Consider the following 20197-nt stretch of genomic DNA (forward strand, 5'->3'; position numbering starts at 1 on the left):
CGCATGGCGAGCGCCGGCATCCAGCTCCTGTTTGCCGGCACGATCTTCGGCAGCGCCTTCCTTCTCTTCCTCGTCCAGCCGCTGATCGCCAAGCAGATCCTGCCGTGGTTCGGCGGCTCGGCCGCCGTGTGGTCGATCTGCATGGTGTTCTTCCAGGTCGCGCTGCTCGCGGGCTATGCCTATTCGGACTGGATCTCGCGCCACCTGCGCATGCGCGCGCAGGCGCTGCTGCATGTGGCGCTGCTGCTCGCGAGCCTGGCCTTCCTGCCGATCGTGGCCGGCGCGCAGTGGAAGCCGGCCGGCGCCGAGGACCCGGCTTGGCGCATCCTCGGGCTGCTGGTGGGCACCATCGGCCTGCCGTATTTCCTGCTCTCGACCACCGGGCCGCTGGTGCAGTCGTGGGTGTCGCGCACGCCCTGGGGCGCGCGCGTGTACCGCTACTTCTCGCTGTCGAACCTCGCATCGCTGCTCTCGCTGCTGAGCTACCCGGTGCTGATCGAGCCGCGCAGCACGCTGATGCAGCAGGCCATCGGCTGGTCGTGGGGCTACGCGGGCTTCGTCGTGCTCTGCGCGGGCACCACGCTGTACATGGCGCGCCGCTGGAGCCACGACCTGCCGGCCGCCGCCGCATCGACCGATGCGCCGGTCGCGGCGCCGCGCCGCATCGACCAGCTGCTGTGGCTCGCGCTGCCCGCGCTCGGTTCCTGGCTGCTGCTGGCCGTCACCAACCACATCACGCAGAACATCGCGGCCGTGCCCTTCCTCTGGGTGCTGCCGCTGTCGCTCTACCTGCTGACCTTCGTGCTGTGCTTCGAGAGCGACCGCTGGTACCGGCGCGGCCTGTTCGTGCCGCTCGCGGCCGCGATGCTGGCGCTGTGCGCCTACCAGCTGCAGGACGGCGCCGGGCTCAAGATCCACACCGCGCTGACGATCCACGTGGCGGGCCTGTTCGTGCTGTGCATGTTCCTGCACGGCGAGACCGCGCGGCTGCGGCCCGGTCCCGCGCACCTCACGCGCTTCTACCTGATGCTCTCGCTGGGCGGCGCCATCGGCGGCGTGACGGTCGGGCTGGGCGCGCCCTACCTGCTGCCGGCCTACTACGAGCTCGGCATCGGGCTGGTGCTGGCGGCGCTGCTCGGTGCGCTGGTGCTGCGCGCGCGCTGGCTGCTGTGGGTGCCCGGCGTGGGGCTCGCGGCCTGCTGCGCCTGGCTGCTCTCGGAGCAGGTGCGCAGCGACCACGAGGGCCTGCGCACCCTGGGGCGCAACTTCTACGGCTCGATGCACACCTACGACGTGCGGCGCCAGGACCCGCCCGACTACGTGCGCCAGTTCGTCCACGGCTCGATCAAGCATGGCGAGCAGTTCCTCTCGCCCGAGCGCCGCCGCGAACCCACCACCTACTACGGCGCCACCTCGGGCATCGGCCGCGCCATCGAGGCGCTGCCGATCGGCGCGCGCCGCGTCGGGCTGATCGGGCTGGGCGCCGGCACGCTCGCGACCTACGGGCGCACGGGCGACGTCTACCGCTTCTACGAGATCAATCCCGAGGTGTTCGACATCGCGGACCGCGAATTCACCTTCCTGCGCGACAGCCGCGCGCGGATCGAGCGCGTGCTCGGCGACGCGCGGCTGGCGCTGGAGCGCGAGAGCGCGCAGGGCTTCGACGTGCTGGCGGTCGATGCCTTTTCGGGCGATTCGGTACCGGTGCACCTGCTGACCGCGCAGGCCATGCAGGTCTATCTGCGGCACCTGCGGCCCGACGGCGTGGTGGCTTTCCACGTCACCAACCACTTCCTCGCGCTCGCGCCCGTGGTGGCCCGCATCGCGCAGTCGCAGGGCCTGCACGCGGTGCTGGTCAGCGACGACGCGGAGGATTCGGCCTGGCTGCACGCCACCGACTGGGTGCTGGTGGCGCGCGATCCGCAGGTGCTCACGCGCGCGCCGATCGCGGCGGCGGCCCAGCCGATCGCGGTCGACCCGGCCGCGCGGCCCTGGACCGACGACTACAACAACCTCTTGGGGGTCCTCAAGTAACAAAGCCCGCACGAGGCGGGCTTTGTTCACAAAGGTTGCTCAGAAACGCGGTTTCGGGTCTCAGCCCTTGGCGGCGTCCGCTTCGCACTTCTTGACGAAGCTGTTCTTGGCGGCACCGGCGAGCGCCTTGCCGTTCTTGTCGACCGCCTTGGCGGCGCAGGCGGGAGCGGCGGCGGCCTTGGCTTCCTTCTCGCACTTCTTGATCGAGCTGGCCTTGGCGGCGCCGGCCAGGGCCTTGCCGTTCTTGTCGACGGCCTTGGCTTCGCAGCCGCCGGCGGCTGCGGCGGGTGCCGCCGCGGCGGGAGCGGCCGGGGTGGCGGCCTTGTCCTGGGCCTGGGCGGCGCCGAAGGAAAGGCAGGCGCCGAGCGCGATGGTGGAGGCGACCAGGGAAAGGAGCTTCTTCATGGTGTGTGTCCTTGCAAATGGGTTGTGACAGTGGCTGCCCCGCCTCGGGGTTGACCATCGTAACGGGCGAAGGGGACGGTCGGATGACGATCGTCAACTGCGACCGAGTTTGCCCCCGGTAAAATTCGCCGATGCTATTGGTCAAACAGGAGCTGCTCGCGGCGCTCGCGAACACGCTCGAATCCCTCTCGCCCGGCGCCGGCCTCAAGGCCGCGTTCGAGTCTCCCAAGGTCGCGGCCCACGGCGACTTCGCCAGCAATGCCGCCATGCAGCTGGCCAAGCCGCTCGGCCGCAAGCCGCGCGAGCTCGCCGAGGAACTGAGCGCCGCGCTGCTCGCCACCCCCGCCTTCGCCCAATGGGTGCAGGCGGTCGAGATCGCCGGCCCCGGCTTCCTCAACATTCGCCTGAAGACCGCCGCCAAGCAGCAGGTGGTGCGCGAGGTGCTCGACGCCGGCGCCGCCTTCGGCCAGCGCCCGGCCACCGGCGAGAAGGTGCTGGTCGAGTTCGTCTCGGCCAACCCCACCGGTCCTCTGCATGTGGGCCACGGCCGCCAGGCCGCGCTCGGCGACGCCATCTGCAACCTGCGCGCCTCGCAGGGCGAGCAGGTCTGGCGCGAGTACTACTACAACGACGCCGGCGTGCAGATCCAGACCCTGGCCAACAGCACGCAGCTGCGCGCGCGCGGCTTCAAGCCCGGCGACGCCGAATGGCCGAGCGGCGAGAAGGCTGCGGCCTACAACGGCGACTACATCGCCGACATCGCGGCCGACTTCATCGCGAAGAAGACCGTGAAGTCGGAGGACCGCGAGGTCACGGCCAGCGGCGACATCGAGGACCTGGAGGCGATCCGCGAGTTCGCCGTCGCCTACCTGCGCCGCGAGCAGGACCTGGACCTGCAGGCTTTCCGCGTGCGCTTCGACCAGTACTACCTCGAGTCCAGCCTCTACACCAGCGGCCGCGTCGAGCGCGCGGTGGCGCAGCTGGTCGCCGCGGGCAAGACCTACGAGCAGGATGGCGCGCTGTGGCTCAAGTCGACCGACTACGGCGACGACAAGGACCGCGTGATGAAGAAGCAGGACGGCACGTACACCTACTTCGTGCCCGACGTCGCCTATCACATCGCCAAGTGGGAGCGCGGCTTCCACAAGGTCATCAACATCCAGGGCACCGACCACCACGGCACCATCGCGCGCGTGCGCGCCGGGCTGCAGGCTGCCGGCGAGGGCATTCCCGAGGGCTACCCCGACTACGTGCTGCACACCATGGTGCGCGTCACCAAGGGCGGCGAGGAGGTCAAGATCAGCAAGCGCGCCGGCAGCTACGTCACGCTGCGCGACCTGATCGAGTGGACCAGCACCGACGCCGTGCGCTTCTTCCTGCTGAGCCGCAAGCCCGACACCGAATACACCTTCGACGTCGACCTGGCCGTGGCGCAGAACAACGACAACCCGGTGTACTACGTGCAGTACGCGCATGCGCGCATCTGCTCGGTGCTCGCGGCCTGGGGTGGCGACGCGGCCGTGCTGCAGGGCGTCGACCTGTCGCCGCTCGAGAGCCCGGCGGCCCAGTCGCTGATGCTGCTGCTGGCCAGGTACCCCGAGATGCTGAGCGCCGCGGCCAAGGATTTCGCGCCGCACGACGTCACCTTCTACCTGCGCGAACTGGCGGCCACGTACCACAGCTACTACGACGCCGAGCGCATCCTGGTCGACGACGAGGCCGTGAAGCTGGCGCGCCTGGCGCTGGTCGCCGCGACCGCGCAGGTGCTGCACAATGGCCTCGCGATCCTCGGCGTCACCGCGCCGCGCAAGATGTGAACCCCCTCCCCATGAAGAAGACAACCAGACAACGCGGCAACATCGTCATCGGCCTGATCATCGGGCTGGTGCTCGGCCTGGGCGTCGCGCTGGGTATCGCGGTCTACGTGACCAAGGTGCCGATCCCCTTCGTCACCAAGACGCAGCGCGGCGGTGCCGAGCAGGACGAGGCCGAGGCGCGCAAGAACCGCGACTGGGACCCGAACGCCCCGCTGGCCGGCAAGCCGCAGCAGCCGCGCCCCGCGGCCGCCGGCCCGGTCGGCGCGCCGCCTTCGGGCGACGGCAGCAATCCCGCCACCGCCACGGTCTCGCCCGGCACCCCGCCGCCCACGGCGCCGGTGCCGGTGGTGGTCGCGCCCAAGCCCGCGCGGCCCGCGCCGGTGCCGGCCGAGGCCAACGCGCTGCCGCCCTCGAACGATCCGCTCGGCGACCTGGCCCGGGCCCGCGCCGGCAGCGTCGGCGGCAGCACCACGGTGGCCGCCGCCCCGTCGTCGAGCAGCGGCAATGCCGCGGCCGCCACCGGCTCCGGCGGTGCCGATCCCTTCATGTACTTCGTGCAGGCCGGCGCCTTCCGCACCACCGAGGACGCCGAGGCGCAGCGCGCCAAGCTCTCGCTGATGGGCGTCGAGGCCCGCGTGACCGAGCGCGAGCAGGCCGGCCGCACCGTCTACCGCGTGCGCGCCGGTCCGTTCAACAAGAAGGACGACGCCGACCGCCTCAAGGAGCGGATGGACGGCGCCGGCCTCGACTCGGCGCTGGTGCGCGTCCAGCGCTGAGCGCCGTCCGGCCGGAGAGCGCCGCCGCCGGGTGGCCTCTCCCGACAACGGTCATGGTTTTTCTTTAAGCTTCGCCGCGGTCCGCGCCGCCCCCGGTTTCCCGGAGCCCCGAGCACCGCGCGCGGGAACTCCGCTTCACCGGCCCGGCTCAGTCTGCCGTCTACCAACTGGAGAGCTCTTTCCCATGAAACGTCGTGATTTCTCGCTGGCTGTCGCCGCTGGCTCGCTCGGCCTGATGGCCCATCTGCCCGCGCAAGCCCAAGCCCGCGCGCCCAAGGCCGGCACCGAATACCTCGTGCTCGACAAGCGCGTGCCGGTCGACGCACCGGCCGGCAAGATCGAGGTGATCGAGTTCTTCTCGTACAACTGCCCGCATTGCAACGACTTCGAGCCCGCGCTCGAGGCCTGGGCCAAGGGCCAGCCCAAGGACGTGGTGCTGCGCCGCGTGCCGGTGCCCTTCGTGGGCAACGACGTCGAAGCCAAGCAGCGCCTGTACTACGCGCTCGAGGCGCTGGGCAAGGTCGACGAGTACCAGCCCAAGGTCTTCAACGCGATCCACGCCCAGCGCCAGAACGTGAACGGCGACGCCAACATCGTGGCCTGGGCCGAGAAGAACGGCCTCGACGGCGCGAAGTTCAAGGAGCTGTTCACCTCCTTCGGCGTGGCGAGCAAGGCCAAGCGCGCCTCGCAACTGACCGAGGCCTACAAGGTGGCCGGCGTGCCCGCGCTGGCCGTGGCCGGCCGCTGGTACGTGGACGGCGAACTCGCCGGCAACATGAACAAGGCCTTGGCCGTGACCAACTATCTGATCGGCGAAGCCCGCAAGGGTTGACAAGGTGTGAATAAACCTACTGCGCGCCCCGATCTCGCACCTGCGGTCCTCACCGTACAGAGTACGGCTCCGGTCCTCGGCGCGACCTCGGGGCGCTCGCTACGGTTTCTTCACACCTTGTAGCCGCTCCGCCGCCGGGAGGCCGGAATCCCTTCGAGGGTTCCGGGGCGGCCGGGCCGTCATCCGGCCGGTCGGCAGAACGCGGGGCGATCCCGCGGGGTGCCGTGCCCGGGTTCGCCGCCCCGGGGCTTTTTCATCCGCGCGCATGGGTCTGGCGCGATGGGCCGCATACAATGCAGAGCAAGTTTCGTGCCTCTATGACATCGCACTCTCACCCCACCTCCTCCCTTCGCCGCACCGGTCGCCTCGTGCTGGCCGCGCTGCTGCTGGCCGGCTCCGCCGCCGCCGCCCTGGCCGAAACGGCCGACCGGACCAAGCCGATGAACATCGAATCCGATTCGATGCGCTACGACGATCTCAAGCAGACCAGCGTCTTCACCGGCAACGTGGTGGTCACAAAGGGCACCATCATCATCCGCGGCGCGCGCATCGACGTGCGCCAGGACCCCGAGGGCTACCAGTACGGCGTGGTCACCGCGGCGCCCGGCAAGCTCGCCTATTACAAGCAGAAGCGCAACGGCAACGGCGACGAGTGGATCGAGGGCGAGTCCGAGGTCATCGAGTACGACAGCCGGGCCGACAACGTCAAGTTCATCCGCCGCGCCGTCATGCGTCGCCTGGTCGGCGCCACGCCCAACGACGAGAGCAGCGGCGCGCTGATCGTCTACGACCAGAGCAACGACACCTACACCGTCAACGGCTCGACCGTGCCGCCCAACGCCGGCGTGTCGGCGCCGGGTGGCGGCGGCCGCGTCAAGGCCATCCTCACGCCGAAGTCGGCCGCGCCCGCCGCACCGGGTGCGCCCGGCGCCGCGGCGCCGGCCACGCGCCGTCCCGCGGCCCCGGCGCCCACGCCGGCACCGGGCGCCGGACTGCGCTCCACCACCACGCTGAGCGGCGAAGGGGAAGAACGCAAGTGATCGAAGCCGCCGGAACCCAGGAAGCCAACGGCGTGCCGGGCAGCCGCCTCGTCGCGCGCGGCCTGCAGAAGAGCTATGGCAGCCGCAAGGTGGTCAAGGACGTCTCGCTCGACGTGCAGAAGGGCGAAGTGGTCGGACTGCTCGGGCCCAACGGCGCCGGCAAGACCACCTCGTTCTACATGATCGTCGGGCTGGTGCGCGCCGACGCGGGCGAGATCTCCATCGACGGCGAGCCGATCGCCCACATGCCGATCCACCGCCGCGCGCGCATGGGCCTGAGCTACCTGCCGCAGGAAGCCTCGATCTTCCGCAAGCTCACGGTCGAGGAGAACGTGCGCGCGGTGCTCGAGTTGCAGCGCGAGCCCGATGCCAACGGCCGGCCGCAGGCGCTGTCGAAGCAGCGCATGGAAGAGCGCCTGTCGGAGCTGCTGGCCGACCTGCGCGTCGACCACCTGCGCGATTCGCCCGCGCTCGCGCTGTCGGGCGGCGAACGCCGCCGCGTCGAGATCGCGCGCGCGCTGGCCACCCAGCCGCGCTTCATCCTGCTCGACGAACCCTTCGCCGGCATCGACCCGATCGCGGTGATCGAGATCCAGCGCATCATCAGCTTCCTGAAGGAACGCGGCATCGGCGTGCTGATCACCGACCACAACGTGCGCGAGACGCTGGGCATCTGCGACCACGCCTTCATCATCAGCGACGGCCATGTGCTGGCACAGGGCACGCCCTCGGAGATCGTCGACAACGCCGAAGTGCGCCGGGTCTACCTGGGCGAGCACTTCCGGATGTGATGACCCTCGTGCAAGTCATTTCCTGAGGGCATGAAACAAGGCTTGTCGCTGCGCGTTTCGCAGCATCTCGCGCTGACGCCTCAGCTGCAGCAGTCGATCCGGCTGCTGCAGCTCTCCACGCTCGAACTGAGCCAGGAGGTCGAGCAGATGCTCGACGAGAACCCCTTCCTCGAGCGCACCGCCGAGGAAGCCGCGCGCGAGGAGTTCGGCCTCGACGCCGCCGACACGCCCGCGCCGCGCGAGGACACCGAGCGCGAAGCCGAGAGCGACTACGCGAGCGCCGCGCCCTCGACCTCGAGCAGTTCCACCGAGACCACCTCGTCGTCCGAGGCCGAGCCGGCCCTCGACTCGCCCGAGCGCGAGCCCGACTGGGAAGGCGACGGCACCGTCGACATGGCGCCCGACGACAGCGAATGGGGCAGCGACGCGCCCGCGCGCAACAACAGCAGCACCGGCGACGACGAGCGCGCCGATGCCACCGAGCTCGCGCGCAGCCAGGAATCGCTGCAGTCCTTCCTGCACCGCCAGGCGCTGAGCCTGCGGCTCAACGAGAACGACAGCGCCGCGCTGCGCTTCTTGATCGAGTCGCTCAACGACGACGGCTACCTCGAGGATTCGCTGCCGGCGCTGGCCTCGGGCCTCGCGGGCGACGACAACGACCAGTTCGACGAGCTGGTGCACCACTTCCAGGTCGCGCTGGGCTTGCTGCAGAGCCTGGAGCCCGCGGGCGTGGGTGCGCGCGACCTCGGCGAATGCCTCGCGATCCAGCTGCGCGCGCTGGCCGACGAAGACGAGACCGAGGACGAGGAGCTGGTGCGCAAGACCGCGCTCGCCATCTGCAAGCAGCCGATGGAGCTGCTCGCGCGGCGCGACTTCAAGCGCCTGGCCACGCTCACGCGCACCAACGAGGAGCTGGTGCGCTCGGCGCTGCAGATCATCGCGCGGCTCGAACCCAAGCCGGGCCGCCGCTTCGTCGACGTCGAGCGCAACATCGTCATTCCCGACGTGATCGTCACCAAGACCGGCCGCGGCACCAACGTGAAGTTCCGCGTCATGCTCAACCCCGAGGTGATGCCGCGGCTGCGCGTGCACGACATCTACGCCGGCGCGCTCAAGTCGCACAAGGGCGAGGGCAGCCAGGCGCTGTCGCAGCGGCTGCAGGAGGCGCGCTGGTTCATCAAGAACATCCAGCAGCGCTTCGACACCATCCTGCGCGTGAGCAACGCCATCGTCGAGCGGCAGAAGAGCTACTTCGTGCACGGCGAACTCGCGATGCGCCCGCTGGTGCTGCGCGAGATCGCCGACGAGCTCGGACTGCACGAGTCCACCATCTCGCGCGTGACCACCGCGAAGTACATGTCCACGCCCTTCGGCACGGTCGAGCTCAAGTACTTCTTCGGCTCGGCGCTGGGCACCGAGACCGGCGGCAATGCCTCGAGCACCGCGGTGCGCGCGCTGATCAAGCAATTCGTCGGTTCGGAGAGCGTGAAGAAGCCGCTGTCGGACAGCCAGATCTCCGAGATGCTCAAGGAGCAGGGCATCGAGTGCGCGCGCCGCACCGTCGCCAAGTACCGCGAGGCGCTGCGCATCGCGCCCGCCAACCTGCGCAAGGCCCTGTAGAAAGCCCCCGATGGCCCGACGCCTGCTGTCGCGCTGTGGGCCCTGGGTGTTTGCCATCGCGGCCGCGCTGCTGGCCGCCGGTTGCGCCACCTTGCCCGACGAGGCCCCGCGCGCGCCTACCAAGGCCATCGCCGTGTCGAAGGACACCGCGCTCGGGCGCATCGCGCTGGCCGCGCAGCCCGACCCCGACCTCAGCGGCTTCCGCCTCATGCCCGGTGGCGACTTCGCCTTCGACACCCGCATCCAGCTCGCGCGCCGGGCCCAGCGCACGCTCGACGTCCAGTACTACCAGATCGAGAACGACGAGACCGGCCGCTACCTGCTGCGCACCCTGCGCGATGCCGCGCAGCGCGGCGTGCGGGTGCGCGTGCTGATGGACGACCTCTACACCGCGGGCGAGGACGAGCTGCTGCGCGGCTTCGCGGCCACGCCCAATGTCGAGCTGCGCCTGTTCAACCCCTTCCCGGCCGGCCGCGGCAGCCTGCTCGCGCGCTTCACGGCCTCGCTGTTCGACTTCAGCCGCGTCAACCGGCGCATGCACAACAAGCTGTTCATCGCCGACGGCGCGATGGCCGTGGCGGGCGGGCGCAACATCGGCAACCAGTACTTCCGGCGCACCGCGGGCGAGAACTTCATCGACCTCGATACCTTCGTGACGGGCGCGCTGATCCCGCGCCTGGGCAGCCTGTTCGACCAGTACTGGAACAGCCCCTACGTGCGGCCCGTCGAGTCGGTGGTGGCGAGCGCGCTGCCACCGGACGAACTGCGGCGCCGCTTCGAGGTCGCCACCGGCCCCGACACCACGCCGCCGCCGCCGAAGCCCGCGCCCAACGACCTGCTGGGCTACGGCCCGATCGCCGAGGACCTCGACGCCGGCCGGCTCGGCCTGATCTGGACCACGGCCGAGGCCTATGCCGATTCGCCCGACCGCGTGATCGGCAAGACCGCCTCGTATGGCGGCGTGCCGCTGCTCGACGTCGACAGCGTGCGCTACAACGTGGTCGAGCAGATGCGCCGCGCGCGCAGCGAGGTGACCATCGTCTCGCCCTACCTGATCCCGGGCGCCGCGGGGCTCGAGGTGATGAACGAAATCCGCCGACGCCAGGTGAGGATCAGCGTGGTGACCAACTCGCTCGCCGCCACCGACGAGCCGCTGGTGCACACCGCCTACCGCCGCTACCGGCCCGAGATGCTGCGCCTGGGCGCCGAACTCTACGAACTCAGCACCAACCGCACCCGCCGCAGCGTGCGGCTGGGCCTGTTCGGCACCTCGGTCGGCCGGCTGCATGCCAAGTCGGCGGTGATCGACCAGCGCATCCTGTTCGTCGGCTCGATGAATTTCGACCCGCGCTCCGAGGTCCACAACACCGAGATCGGCCTGTTCATCCGCAGCCCCGAGATGGCGCAGCAGGCGCTGAAGCTGCTCGAGGTGCTCAAGCAGCAGGGCGCCTACAGGCTGCGTTTCGCCGAAGGCAGCGACTCGCGCCTGGAGTGGGTCAGCGAGGAGGCCGGCAAGACCACGGTGCTGAGCGAGGAGCCCGACTCGGGCTTCTGGGATCGCACCATGCTCGAGCTGCTGGCGCCGCTGACGCCGGAGAGCCTGCTCTAGGCGGTTTGGGCGGCTTTCGCAAACCGTCGGTTTCCGTTCCGCAAACCTCGGCCTGTCATGCTGTGGTGCCCCTGCGAGCAGGGGGCCCGAACACCACCGACAGGAGCACGCGCATGAAATGGATCCACTACACCGCGCCCGGCGCGGCCGCCAGCAGCTATGGCGTGCTGGAGGACGATCGCGTCCGCGCGGTGAACGGCAGCCCCTTCGGCGGCCACGATTTCACGGGCGCCGTGCATCGCCTGGCCGACGTGAGGATCGAGGTGCCGCTGCTGCCGCGCACCTTCTATGCGGCGGGGCTCAACTACGTGCGCCACATCAAGGAATACGCCGAGCGCAGCGGCCAGACGCTCGCGATCCCCGAGAAGGCCGACATCGGCTACCGCGCGGTCAACGCCCTGGTTCCGCACGAGGCGGCCGTCGTCATTCCGTCCAACGCGAAGCAGGTGGAGTACGAGGGCGAGCTGGTCGTGGTGATCGGCCAAAAGGCCCGCCACCTGAGCGAGGCCGACGCGTTGTCGTGCGTGCTGGGCTACACCATCGGCAACGACGTGAGCGAGCGGCTCTGGCAGGCCTCGGACCGCACCTTCTGGCGCGCCAAGAACAGCGACACCTTCAAGCCGATGGGGCCGTGGATCGAAACCGATTTCGACCTGGAAGCGGCCCGCACCACGGTGCGCGTCAACGGCGAGGTGAAGACGCAGTTCCGCACCGGCGAGATGCTGTTCGGCATCGCGACCTTCATCAGCGCGATGACGCGGCATCTCACGCTGTACCCGGGCGACGTGATCTGGATGGGCACCGACGGCAAGTCGCCGCACCTGAAGGCCGGCGATGTCGTCGAGGTGGAGATCTCGGGCCTCGGCTGCCTGCGCAATCCCTTCGTCGCCGAAGAGGCCTGAGGGCGACCGTTCAACGGCCCGCGGTGCCGCGCGCCGCGGTGGTGGCCGGCAAGGCCCAGTCGGGCGGATGGCGCGACCATTCGCGCAGGAACTCCAGCAGGTGGCGCACGCGGCTGGGCATGTTGCGCCGGGTCGAGAACACCACGTGGATGTCGAGTTCCTCGGGCACCGCGCCGGGCAGCAGGGCCTCGAGCGTGCCGGCCTTCAGTTCCTCCGACACCATGTAGTGCGGGTGCAGCGAGATGCCGGTGCCCAGCAGCGCGCACTGCTTGATCGCATCGCCCATGTTGGCGCGCACGGTGCCGCGCACGCGCACCTCCTGCGGCGGATTGCCGGCGAACTTCCACACGCCCGAGCCCGACTTGATGATGTGCACCAGGCAGTTGTGGCGCGCCAGGTCGGCCGGCGTGGCGGGGCGGCCGTAGGCCTTCAGGTAGGCCGGCGACGCCACCACCACCTGCGGCGCCTTCAGCAGCGATTGCGCGACGTAGCTCGCGTCCTCGAGCGAGGGCGCGATGCGGATCGAGAGATCGAGCGCCTCGGCCACCAGGTCGGAGCGGCCGTCGTCATGGACCACCGTCACCTCGATGTCCGGATAGCGGTGGGTGAACTGCGCCACCACGCGCATCAGGTGGTAGGCGCCGAACGAGGGCGGCGTGCCCACGCGGATCGCACCGCGCGGCAGCTGCACGGCATCGCGCACTTCGCCCTCGATCGCCTCGTAGCGCTCCAGCAGGTCGCGCCCCGAGTCGAGCACGCGCGCGCCGGCCTCGGTCAATGCCACCTGCTTGGACGTGCGCTTGAGCAACTGCGCGCCCATCGAGGCTTCGAGCCAGGCCACGTGCTTGGTGATGGTGGCGCGCGACACCGAGAGCTGCATGGCGGCGCGCGCGAAGCTGCCGCAGCGCGCGACCTCGGTGAATATCTGAAGGCAGCGAAGGCGATCCACGTCGTTCGACCCGGTTCAAGGTTTCCAAATCGCAAACCTTGGATTGTCGAACAGGGTGTGTCAGCGGGCAAGCCGACTCCTAGACTCGTCCGCCACATGACCGCCGATGTTTCCATTCCCGACGCCGCGCGCCTGCTGCCCGAGCTGACGCAGGCGCTGCACCGCTTCTTCCATGCGCTCGACCGGCGCGACTACGACGCGATGCTCGCGCTGTTCGCCGACGACTGCCGCTGGCTGCGCCAGGGCCGGTGGCTCGAGGGCAAGCCGGCCGTGCGCGCCGCGCTCGAAGCGCGCGCCGCCGATGTCGAGACGCGCCATGTGCTCACCAATGCCCATGTGAGCGCGCAGGACGGCACATCGGCCGAGGTCGAGGCCTACATGACGGCCTATCGCCATCCCGCCGCAGCGCAGCCCGACGGCGCGCCGCCGCGCATCGCCGGGCCGCTGCGCTTCAACCTGACGACCACCGTCTTCCGCCGCGATCCGGGCCATGGCTGGCGCATCGCCGAGCAGCGCATGGTGACGGCCTTCGACTTCGCCTCCGCCGAATGAAGAACGCCTTGCCCGCCTCCTTCGTCCACCGCGGCGTCGCCACGCGGCTGGTGATGCGCGAAGGCGCCATCGACGGCCTGCGCGCCGAGCTCGATGCGCTGGGCATCGCGCGGCCGCTGGTGCTGGGCGGTGCGCGCACGCAGCGCTCGGCCCTGTTCGCGCGCAGCCTCGCGGCGCTGGGCGACCTGCCGCATCTGCTGGCCGACCCGGTGCCCGCGCATTCGAGCGTGGCGCTGGTCGAGCAGCTGGCCGCGCGGGCGCTGGCCGAGGGCGTCGACGGCTTCGTCGCCATCGGCGGCGGCAGTGCCTCCGACACGGCCAAGGCGATCGCGCTGCTGATGGCGGAGGGCGGTGCGCTCGCCGACCACGCGGTGCGCTTCACGCCGCCCGATTCGCTGGTGGCGCCGCGCCTCCTCGCGCCGAAGCTGCCGATCGTGGCCATTCCGCAGACCGCCTCCGGCGCCGAGGTCACGGTGTCGCTCGGCGTGCGCGGCGGCGACGGCGCCAAGCTGTTGTTCACCGATGTGCAGCTCGCTGCGCGGCTGGTGCTGATCGACCCGCGCGCCAACCTCGAGATCCCCGCGGCGCTGATGTGCGCCACCGGCATGAATGGCCTCGCGCATTGCCTCGAGGGCCTCTATTCGATGGAGCGCTCGCCGCTGGCCGAGACGCTGGCGCTCGATGCGATGGCGCGCTTCGCGCAGGCGCTGCCCGACGTCCACCGCGATCCGCGGGACGTCGCGGCGCGCGCCGCGCTGCTCTATGCCGCGCACCTTTCGGGCCAGGTGCTGGTCAATGCGCGCACCTGCCTGCATCACGCCGTGTGCCATGCGATCGGCTCGGTGACCGGCGTCGGCCACGGCGATGCCAATGCCGTGATGCTGCCGCACGCCATCGCCTTCAATGCCGAAGCCGCGGCCGGGCCGCTGATGCGCGCCGCCGCGGCGTGGGGCGCGCCCGGCGTGCCTGCGCTGGTGGACGCCCTGCGTGCGCTGCAGGCGGCCATCGGCGTGCCCATGCGGTTGCGCGACATCGGCGTGCCGCGCGATGCGCTCGACCGCATCGGCGCCAAGACGATGCGCGAACGCGGCCTCTACTACAACCCGCGGCGCGTCGCGGGCGCGCACGAGATCCGCGCGCTGCTCGACGCCGCGTACTGACGGCCTTCCCCGAACACGACCCCCTTCATTCGCCAGAGGACTCCATCCATGACCATCCGCATCGTTCCCGGCGGCGCCACCCTCGGTGCCCGCGTCGAGGGACTCGACCTGTCGCGCCCGCTGTCCGCCGAGGTCTTCGAACAGCTGCTGCAGGCGCTCGGCCGCCACGGCGTGCTGAGCTATCCGCGGCAGGAACTGTCCGCGACCCAACTGCGCGACTTCTCGGCGAACTTCGGCCGGCTCGAGGTCAACGTGGCGGGCGCCTACCAGGAGCCGGGACTGCCCGAGGTCATGGTGCTGTCGAACATCGTCGAGAACGGCAAGCCGCTCGGACTCTCCGACGCGGGGCAGGACTGGCACACCGACATGTCCTACAACCGGATGATCGCGTTCACCAACGTGCTCTACGGCATCCGGATTCCGCACCGCGACGGCCAGCCGCTCGGCAACACCGAGTTCTGCAACATGCATGCGGCGCACGAGGCCTTGCCCGATGCGTGGAAGCGGCGCCTCGAGGGCATGACCGTGCTGCACGACTTCGACAAGTTCTGGGAAATGATGCGCCGCGAGCGCGGCAGCACGCGTCCGCCGCTCACGCCCGCGCAACGCGCGGCGCGGCCGCCGGTCTCGCATCCGCTGTTCCTCGTGCACCCGATCACGGGCCGGCGCGTGCTCTACGCCAACCCGGGCTATGCGATCCGCATCAACGAGATGGACGAGAAGGAAAGCGCCGAGGCGCTCGAATTCCTCTTCGCGCACCAGACCCGGCCCGAGTTCCGCTACGCGCATCGCTGGGAGGTCGGCGACGTGCTCATGTGGGACAACATGGGCACGATCCACAACGCGATCCCCGACTACCGGCCCGACGAGCCGCGCTACATCAAGCGCTGCCAGGTGATGGCGACGCGCTTCTTCCATGACGACGGCACGCCGCGCGCGGTGGCCGACACGGCGCTGGCCGGCGCATGACGCACAGCGCGGCCGCCTGCTATTCGATCGCCGACCTGCGCACGCTCGCGCGCCGGCGGCTGCCGCGCGCCGTGTTCGATTTCTTCGACGGTGGCGCCGAGGACGAGCGCACGCTCGCCGGCAACGGCCGCGCCTTCGAGCGCTGGCAGCTCGCGCCGCGCGTGCTGGTCGACGTGGCGGATGCCTCGTCCGCCTGCAGCCTGCTGGGCGCGCCCGCGGGCATGCCGGCCGCCATCGCGCCGACCGGCGCGGCGGGCTTCGGCTGGCGCGGCGCGGACCTGGCGCTCGCGCGCGCGGCGGCCAGGATGGGTTTGCCCTACACCCTGTCGAGCAGCGCCACCACCGCCATCGAGACCATCGCCGAGCAGGCGCCCGGGCGCCTGTGGTTCCAGGCCTATGTGCTGCGCAACCGGGACTTCTTCTGGCAACTGGTCGACCGTGCCCGCGAGGCCGGGTACGAGGCGCTGGTGATCACCGTCGACCTGCCCGTCGGCGGCAAGCGCGAGCGCGATTTCCGCAACCACTTCTCGATCCCGTTCCGCTTCACCTCGCGCAACGTGCTCGACTTCGCCTCGCGGCCGCGCTGGGCCCTCGACATGCTGCTGCGCGGCCTGCCCGCGATGGAGAACCTGCGCGGGCTCGAGACGGCGGCGACCAGCGCGGGCGCCATCGCCTCGTCCGTCGGCCGCAGCTACGACCCCTCCTTCGACTGGGCGCGGCTGGCCGAGGTGCGCGAGCGCTGGCCGCGCAAGCTGATCGTCAAGGGCTTGAGCCGCGCCGACGATGCCACGCGCCTGGCCGCCATGGGCGTGGACGCCATCGTCGTCTCCAACCATGGCGGCCGGCAGCTCGACGGCGCCGTCCCCAGCCTGCAGGCGCTGCCCGAGGTGCTGCAGGGCGTGGCCGGGCGCTGCCCGGTGCTGGTCGACGGCGGCATCCGCCGCGGCGCGGACATCGCGAAGGCGCTGGCTCTGGGCGCGCACGGCGTGCTGCTGGGCCGCGCGACGCTGTTCGGCGCGGTGGCCGCGGGCGACGCCGGTGCGCAGCGCGCCCTCGACATCCTGCACGACGAACTGCTGCGCACGATGCGCCTGTGCGGCGCCCCGGGCGTGGCGCAGCTTTCGGCCGACCTGCTGCGGCCGTCCCCGTGAATCCCCGAACCGAAAGGAAAAACAAGATGACGAGACATCTCCCCACCCGCCGCCTGCTGCTGATCGCCGCCGCGCTGCTCGGCAGCGCCGGCCTCCACGGCCGCGCGCAGGCCCAGAACGACTACCCCGACAAGCCGATCAAGCTCGTGGTCGGCTACAGCGCCGGCGGCCCGACCGACATCCTGGCGCGCGTGTTCGCGCAGGACATCGGCACCGCGCTCGGGCAGTCGGTCATCGTGGAGAACAAGCCGGGCGCCAACGGCAACATCGCCACCGAGTACGTGCAGCGCGCCGCGCCCGACGGCTACACGCTGGTCGTCAACACCATCTCGCACAACGTGAATCCGCTGCTGCAGCCCGAGCGCGTCAAGTACGACCCGGTCAAGGACTTCACACCCGTGAGCATGGTCGCGGTGCTGCCGCAGCTCATCGTCGTGGCCGGCGACTCGCCGTACCGGACGCTCGGCGACCTGGTGAAGAAGGCGCAGAGCGGGCCGAGCGCGGTCAGCTACGGCACGGCCGGCGTGGGCGGCTCGGCGCACCTGGCGGCCGCGCTGCTCGAGCAGCGCACGAAGACGAAGATGAACCACATCCCGTTCAAGGGCAACGCGCCGGCGCTGACCGAGGTGATGGCGGGCCGGGTCGACTTCATGTTCTTTCCGATGGTCGGCGTGTCCGACTTCGTCGCGAGCGGCCGCATCCGCATCCTGGCCGCCACCACGGCCCAGCGGCATCCCGACTATCCGCAGGTGCCCACCACCGCCGAGCTCGGCTTCAAGGGCTTCGAGGACTATGCGCAGCCGATCGGCTTCATCGCGCCCGCGGGCCTGCCCGCGCCCATCGCGGCCAAGCTCGACACCGCCATCGCCGCGGCGCTCGCCAAGCCGGCCATGCAGGCCAAGCTCAAGTCGCTGGGCGCCGAGGTCAAGCACCTCGGGCCGGCCGCGTACCGCCAGTGGCTCGGCGAGGACCGGACCCGCTGGGCCCAGCTGATCCAGAGCGCCGGCATCAAGGGCGAGTGAGCGTCCCGCCTCAGGTCCCGCGCACCGCCGACCACACCAGCCGCAGCCCCAGCAGTCCCATCACGCCGCCGGCCGCGCGGTCGATCCAGGTCTTGTAGCGCAGGTAGGCCGAGCGCGGCGCTGCCGACGACAGCGCGAGCGCGACGATGGTGTACCAGCCGGTCTCGATGCAGAAGATCACGGCCGGCACCGCGAGCGCCAGCACCAGCGGCACCTCGCGCGGCAGGAAGGCCGCGAAGATGCTGGCGTAGACCACGGCCGTCTTCGGGTTGCTGACCTGCGTGGCCAGCCCGAGCAGGAAGGTGCGCTTGCCGCGGCCGCCCGATGCGGCGGGCGTGCCCGCCTCCGGCACCATCGCGAGCGGCTGCCGAGCGCCGCGCCAGATGCGGATGCCCAGGTAGACCAGGTACGCGCCGCCGAAACCCTTGATCGCGAGGTAGAGCGCCGGCACCGCGAGGAACGCGGCCTGCAGCCCCGCGAGCGCCGCGATCGCGAATACCAGCCCGCCCGCGCCCATGCCGAGCGCGGCCGCGAGGCCGTCGGCGCGCGAGGCCACGGCCGTGCGCGCCACCATCACGAAGCTCGGGCCCGGGCTCATCGCGCCCACGGCCATGGCGCCGGCGATGCCGAGCAGGGAAAGGGTGGTGTCCATCATCGGGAGTGCTCTCTTTCGGAATTCATTGCTGCACGTTCACCGCCTCGACCTGCACCAGCAGCTTCACCTTGTTCTCGAAGCCGAAGTTCAGCCCCCAGGTGATGCCCCAGTCGCTGCGCTCGACGGTGGTCTCGAAGTCGCCGCCGCAGACCTGGCGGTTGATCAGCGGGCTCAGGTAGCAGTTGAAGCGCACGGCCTTGAGGGTGACCGGTTTGGTCTGGCCCATCAGCGTCAGCGTGCCGGGCACCTCGGCCACCTTGTCGCCGCTGAAGGCGATGCGCTCGGCGACGAAGCGGCCGGTGGGGAATTCGGCGACGTTGAAGAAGTCCTTGCTCTGCACGTGCCGGTTCAGCAGGTCGACGCCGGTGTTGATCGAACTGATGTCCATCGTGATGTCGACCTTGCCGCTGGTGCCGGCGGCATCGATCTGCACCGAGCCGTCCTTGGTGCTGAAGCGGCCGCGGTTGGTGGTGGTGCCGTAGTGGCCCATCTCGTACATGACGAAGGTGTGGGTCGGGTCGACCACGTAGCTGGCGCCCTTGACCGGGCCGCCCGCGGGCTTGGCCGCGACGGGCGGGGCGGTGTATTCCTGCGCGGCGGCAAGGCCGGACGCGGCGAGCGCGAAGCCCAGCAGGGCGGCGGAAAGCAGTGTCTTGTTCTTCATGGCGGGTGCTGCATGCGGGGGAGTGTGTGGGGTCAGGGCGTGCCGAGGCCGTCGACGACGAGCTTGAAGCGCACCTGCACGTCGTTGGCGATCACCGAGGTGTCGGTCCATTCGCCGTCGCCGACCTTGTAGTCGATGCGTTGCAGCACGAAGCTGCCGCTGGCCACCGACTGGCCGTTGGCGGCCGGCGCGATCGTCACGGGCACGGTCAGCGGCCTGGCGATGCCCTTGAGCGTGAGCTTGCCGGCCATCTCGAAGCGGCCGTCGCCGAGCGCCTTGATGGCCGTGGTCTGGAAGCCGGCCTGCGGGAAATGCGCGGCATCGAACCATGGCGCCTTGGGCAGCTCGGCATCGGTCATCGGGATGCCGAAGGCCGCGCTCGCGGTGTCGATCTGCAGCGCCACGCTGCCGCCCTCGGGCTTCTTCGGGTCGAAGGCGATGCGCGCGTCGAACTTCTTGAACGAACCCTCGACCGGCACGCCCATCTGCTTGCTCACGAACACGATCTGGCTTTTCTCGGGCACCAGCCGCGCGGGCGGTGGCTCGGCATGGGCCGCCGGAAGGAGGAGCGTGGCGAGCGCCAGCGCGCCGTGCCAGCGGTGAAGAAGGAAAGTCATGCGTTGGGTTTCCTGGAAGTCGACGACGGCCCGGGCCACATGCGCCGCAGCAGGCCGTCGCGCGCGATCCACTGGTGCTTGACGACGGCCGCGACGTGCAGCACCGAGACGGCGGCCAGCAGGTAGGCGCCGGCCCGGTGCAGCGGCTGCAGCCACTGCTCGGCGAGCGCGCGGTCCACGGGCACGAAATCGGGCAGCGGCAGCACGCCGAACCACACCACCGGCACGCCGAGCGCCGAGCTCTGGGCCCAGCCCAGCAGCGGCACGGCGAAGAACAGCAGGTACATCAGGCGGTGGCTGACCGTGCGGCCCGTGCGCTGCCAGCGCGGCATGGCGGCCAGCACGAAGTCGGGCACGCCGGGCGGCGGATGGCCGAGCCGCCACAGCAGGCGCACGGCGGACAGCAGCAGGATCGCGATGCCGGTCCACTTGTGCCAGCTGTAGAAGCGCACGCGCTGCGGCGAGAACGGCAGCCCGGTCATGTACAGGCCCAGTGCGAGCGCGCCGAGGATCAGCAGCGCCAGCAGCCAGTGCAGCCCGATCGCGACCGGCGTGTAGCGGGCCGCCTTCAGTTCGGCGAGGGTCGGGGCGGAGGGGGCGCTAGGCATCGGCGGGCGGGCCGGCATCGGGGA

20 protein-coding genes are annotated in these 20197 nt (G+C 70.5%); 14 read left to right on the forward strand and 6 right to left on the reverse strand.

Features of this window, described 5'->3' with window-relative positions:
- The first annotated feature begins 3 nt into the window (after positions 1-3).
- Positions 4-2034 (forward strand): spermidine synthase, encoded by a 2031-nt coding sequence (locus AC07PU_RS38625; RefSeq protein WP_495323181.1) that lies wholly within the window; start codon positions 4-6, stop codon positions 2032-2034.
- 60 nt (positions 2035-2094) lie between these two features.
- On the opposite strand, the gene AC07PU_RS38630 is transcribed toward AC07PU_RS38625, so the two are convergent.
- On the reverse strand, positions 2095-2439 hold the full coding sequence (locus tag AC07PU_RS38630) for a hypothetical protein (protein WP_203204058.1): 345 nt from the start codon (positions 2437-2439) through the stop codon (positions 2095-2097).
- A gap of 131 nt (positions 2440-2570) precedes the next feature.
- On the opposite strand from AC07PU_RS38630, the gene argS reads away from it, so the two are divergent.
- The 8 genes from argS to AC07PU_RS38670 all read left to right on the forward strand — a co-directional run bounded on the left by argS (position 2571) and on the right by AC07PU_RS38670 (position 11826).
- Positions 2571-4256 carry an arginine--tRNA ligase gene (argS, locus tag AC07PU_RS38635; protein ID WP_495323182.1) on the forward strand — a complete coding sequence of 562 codons (1686 nt, stop codon included), beginning with the start codon at positions 2571-2573 and terminating at the stop codon, positions 4254-4256.
- An 11-nt stretch (positions 4257-4267) separates the two neighbouring features.
- A complete protein-coding gene (locus tag AC07PU_RS38640; protein WP_296781723.1) occupies positions 4268-5032 on the forward strand; it encodes an SPOR domain-containing protein in 765 nt (254 codons plus the stop codon).
- Between the two features lie 184 nt (positions 5033-5216).
- Entirely contained in the window at positions 5217-5864 is a 648-nt protein-coding gene (locus AC07PU_RS38645; protein ID WP_093350631.1) for a thiol:disulfide interchange protein DsbA/DsbL, read from the forward strand.
- A 317-nt stretch (positions 5865-6181) separates the two neighbouring features.
- Complete coding sequence (gene lptA, locus AC07PU_RS38650; RefSeq protein WP_296797608.1) at positions 6182-6904, forward strand: lipopolysaccharide transport periplasmic protein LptA; 723 nt, start codon at positions 6182-6184, stop codon at positions 6902-6904.
- A complete protein-coding gene (lptB, locus tag AC07PU_RS38655) occupies positions 6901-7695 on the forward strand; it encodes an LPS export ABC transporter ATP-binding protein (RefSeq protein WP_057595581.1) in 795 nt (264 codons plus the stop codon). Before lptA ends, lptB begins: the two co-directional genes overlap by 4 nt.
- Before the next feature lie 30 nt (positions 7696-7725).
- Complete coding sequence (locus AC07PU_RS38660) at positions 7726-9315, forward strand: RNA polymerase factor sigma-54 (RefSeq protein WP_495323183.1); 1590 nt, start codon at positions 7726-7728, stop codon at positions 9313-9315.
- A 10-nt stretch (positions 9316-9325) separates the two neighbouring features.
- Positions 9326-10924 (forward strand): phospholipase D family protein, encoded by a 1599-nt coding sequence (locus tag AC07PU_RS38665; RefSeq protein ID WP_495323184.1) that lies wholly within the window; start codon positions 9326-9328, stop codon positions 10922-10924.
- A 113-nt stretch (positions 10925-11037) separates the two neighbouring features.
- Entirely contained in the window at positions 11038-11826 is a 789-nt protein-coding gene (locus AC07PU_RS38670; RefSeq protein ID WP_495323185.1) for a fumarylacetoacetate hydrolase family protein, read from the forward strand.
- 10 nt (positions 11827-11836) lie between these two features.
- Here AC07PU_RS38670 and AC07PU_RS38675 read toward each other — a convergent pair whose 3' ends face one another.
- Complete coding sequence (locus AC07PU_RS38675; RefSeq protein WP_093350643.1) at positions 11837-12775, reverse strand: LysR family transcriptional regulator; 939 nt, start codon at positions 12773-12775, stop codon at positions 11837-11839.
- A gap of 96 nt (positions 12776-12871) precedes the next feature.
- On the opposite strand from AC07PU_RS38675, the gene AC07PU_RS38680 reads away from it, so the two are divergent.
- Genes AC07PU_RS38680 through AC07PU_RS38700 form a run of 5 tightly spaced genes read left to right on the forward strand, consistent with a single transcriptional unit; the run spans position 12872 to position 17629 of the window.
- Positions 12872-13327 (forward strand): nuclear transport factor 2 family protein, encoded by a 456-nt coding sequence (locus tag AC07PU_RS38680; protein WP_495323186.1) that lies wholly within the window; start codon positions 12872-12874, stop codon positions 13325-13327.
- On the forward strand, positions 13324-14487 hold the full coding sequence (locus tag AC07PU_RS38685; RefSeq protein ID WP_495323187.1) for an iron-containing alcohol dehydrogenase family protein: 1164 nt from the start codon (positions 13324-13326) through the stop codon (positions 14485-14487). The genes AC07PU_RS38680 and AC07PU_RS38685 overlap by 4 nt, the downstream gene beginning before the upstream one ends.
- Before the next feature lie 48 nt (positions 14488-14535).
- The gene (locus AC07PU_RS38690) at positions 14536-15456 is read left to right on the forward strand and encodes a TauD/TfdA dioxygenase family protein (RefSeq protein WP_281081046.1); all 921 of its coding nucleotides are present in this window, start codon (positions 14536-14538) and stop codon (positions 15454-15456) included.
- Positions 15453-16607: an alpha-hydroxy acid oxidase gene (locus AC07PU_RS38695; RefSeq protein WP_495323189.1), complete on the forward strand. Its 1155-nt coding sequence runs from the start codon at positions 15453-15455 to the stop codon at positions 16605-16607. Before AC07PU_RS38690 ends, AC07PU_RS38695 begins: the two co-directional genes overlap by 4 nt.
- Before the next feature lie 26 nt (positions 16608-16633).
- On the forward strand, positions 16634-17629 hold the full coding sequence (locus tag AC07PU_RS38700; protein WP_495323190.1) for a Bug family tripartite tricarboxylate transporter substrate binding protein: 996 nt from the start codon (positions 16634-16636) through the stop codon (positions 17627-17629).
- Between the two features lie 10 nt (positions 17630-17639).
- Here AC07PU_RS38700 and AC07PU_RS38705 read toward each other — a convergent pair whose 3' ends face one another.
- From AC07PU_RS38705 to AC07PU_RS38720, 4 genes are read right to left on the reverse strand one after another with little or no spacing between them, the layout of a single operon-like run.
- Positions 17640-18284: a LysE family translocator gene (locus AC07PU_RS38705; RefSeq protein WP_495323191.1), complete on the reverse strand. Its 645-nt coding sequence runs from the start codon at positions 18282-18284 to the stop codon at positions 17640-17642.
- Between the two features lie 22 nt (positions 18285-18306).
- Positions 18307-18948 carry a YceI family protein gene (locus tag AC07PU_RS38710; protein WP_495323192.1) on the reverse strand — a complete coding sequence of 214 codons (642 nt, stop codon included), beginning with the start codon at positions 18946-18948 and terminating at the stop codon, positions 18307-18309.
- 32 nt (positions 18949-18980) lie between these two features.
- The gene (locus tag AC07PU_RS38715; protein ID WP_495323193.1) at positions 18981-19565 is read right to left on the reverse strand and encodes a YceI family protein; all 585 of its coding nucleotides are present in this window, start codon (positions 19563-19565) and stop codon (positions 18981-18983) included.
- On the reverse strand, positions 19562-20173 hold the full coding sequence (locus tag AC07PU_RS38720; RefSeq protein WP_495323194.1) for a cytochrome b: 612 nt from the start codon (positions 20171-20173) through the stop codon (positions 19562-19564). Before AC07PU_RS38720 ends, AC07PU_RS38715 begins: the two co-directional genes overlap by 4 nt.
- Positions 20174-20197: the final 24 nt, after the last annotated feature.

The sequence above is a fragment of the Variovorax sp. GW821-FHT10D07 genome, assembly GCF_059415325.1.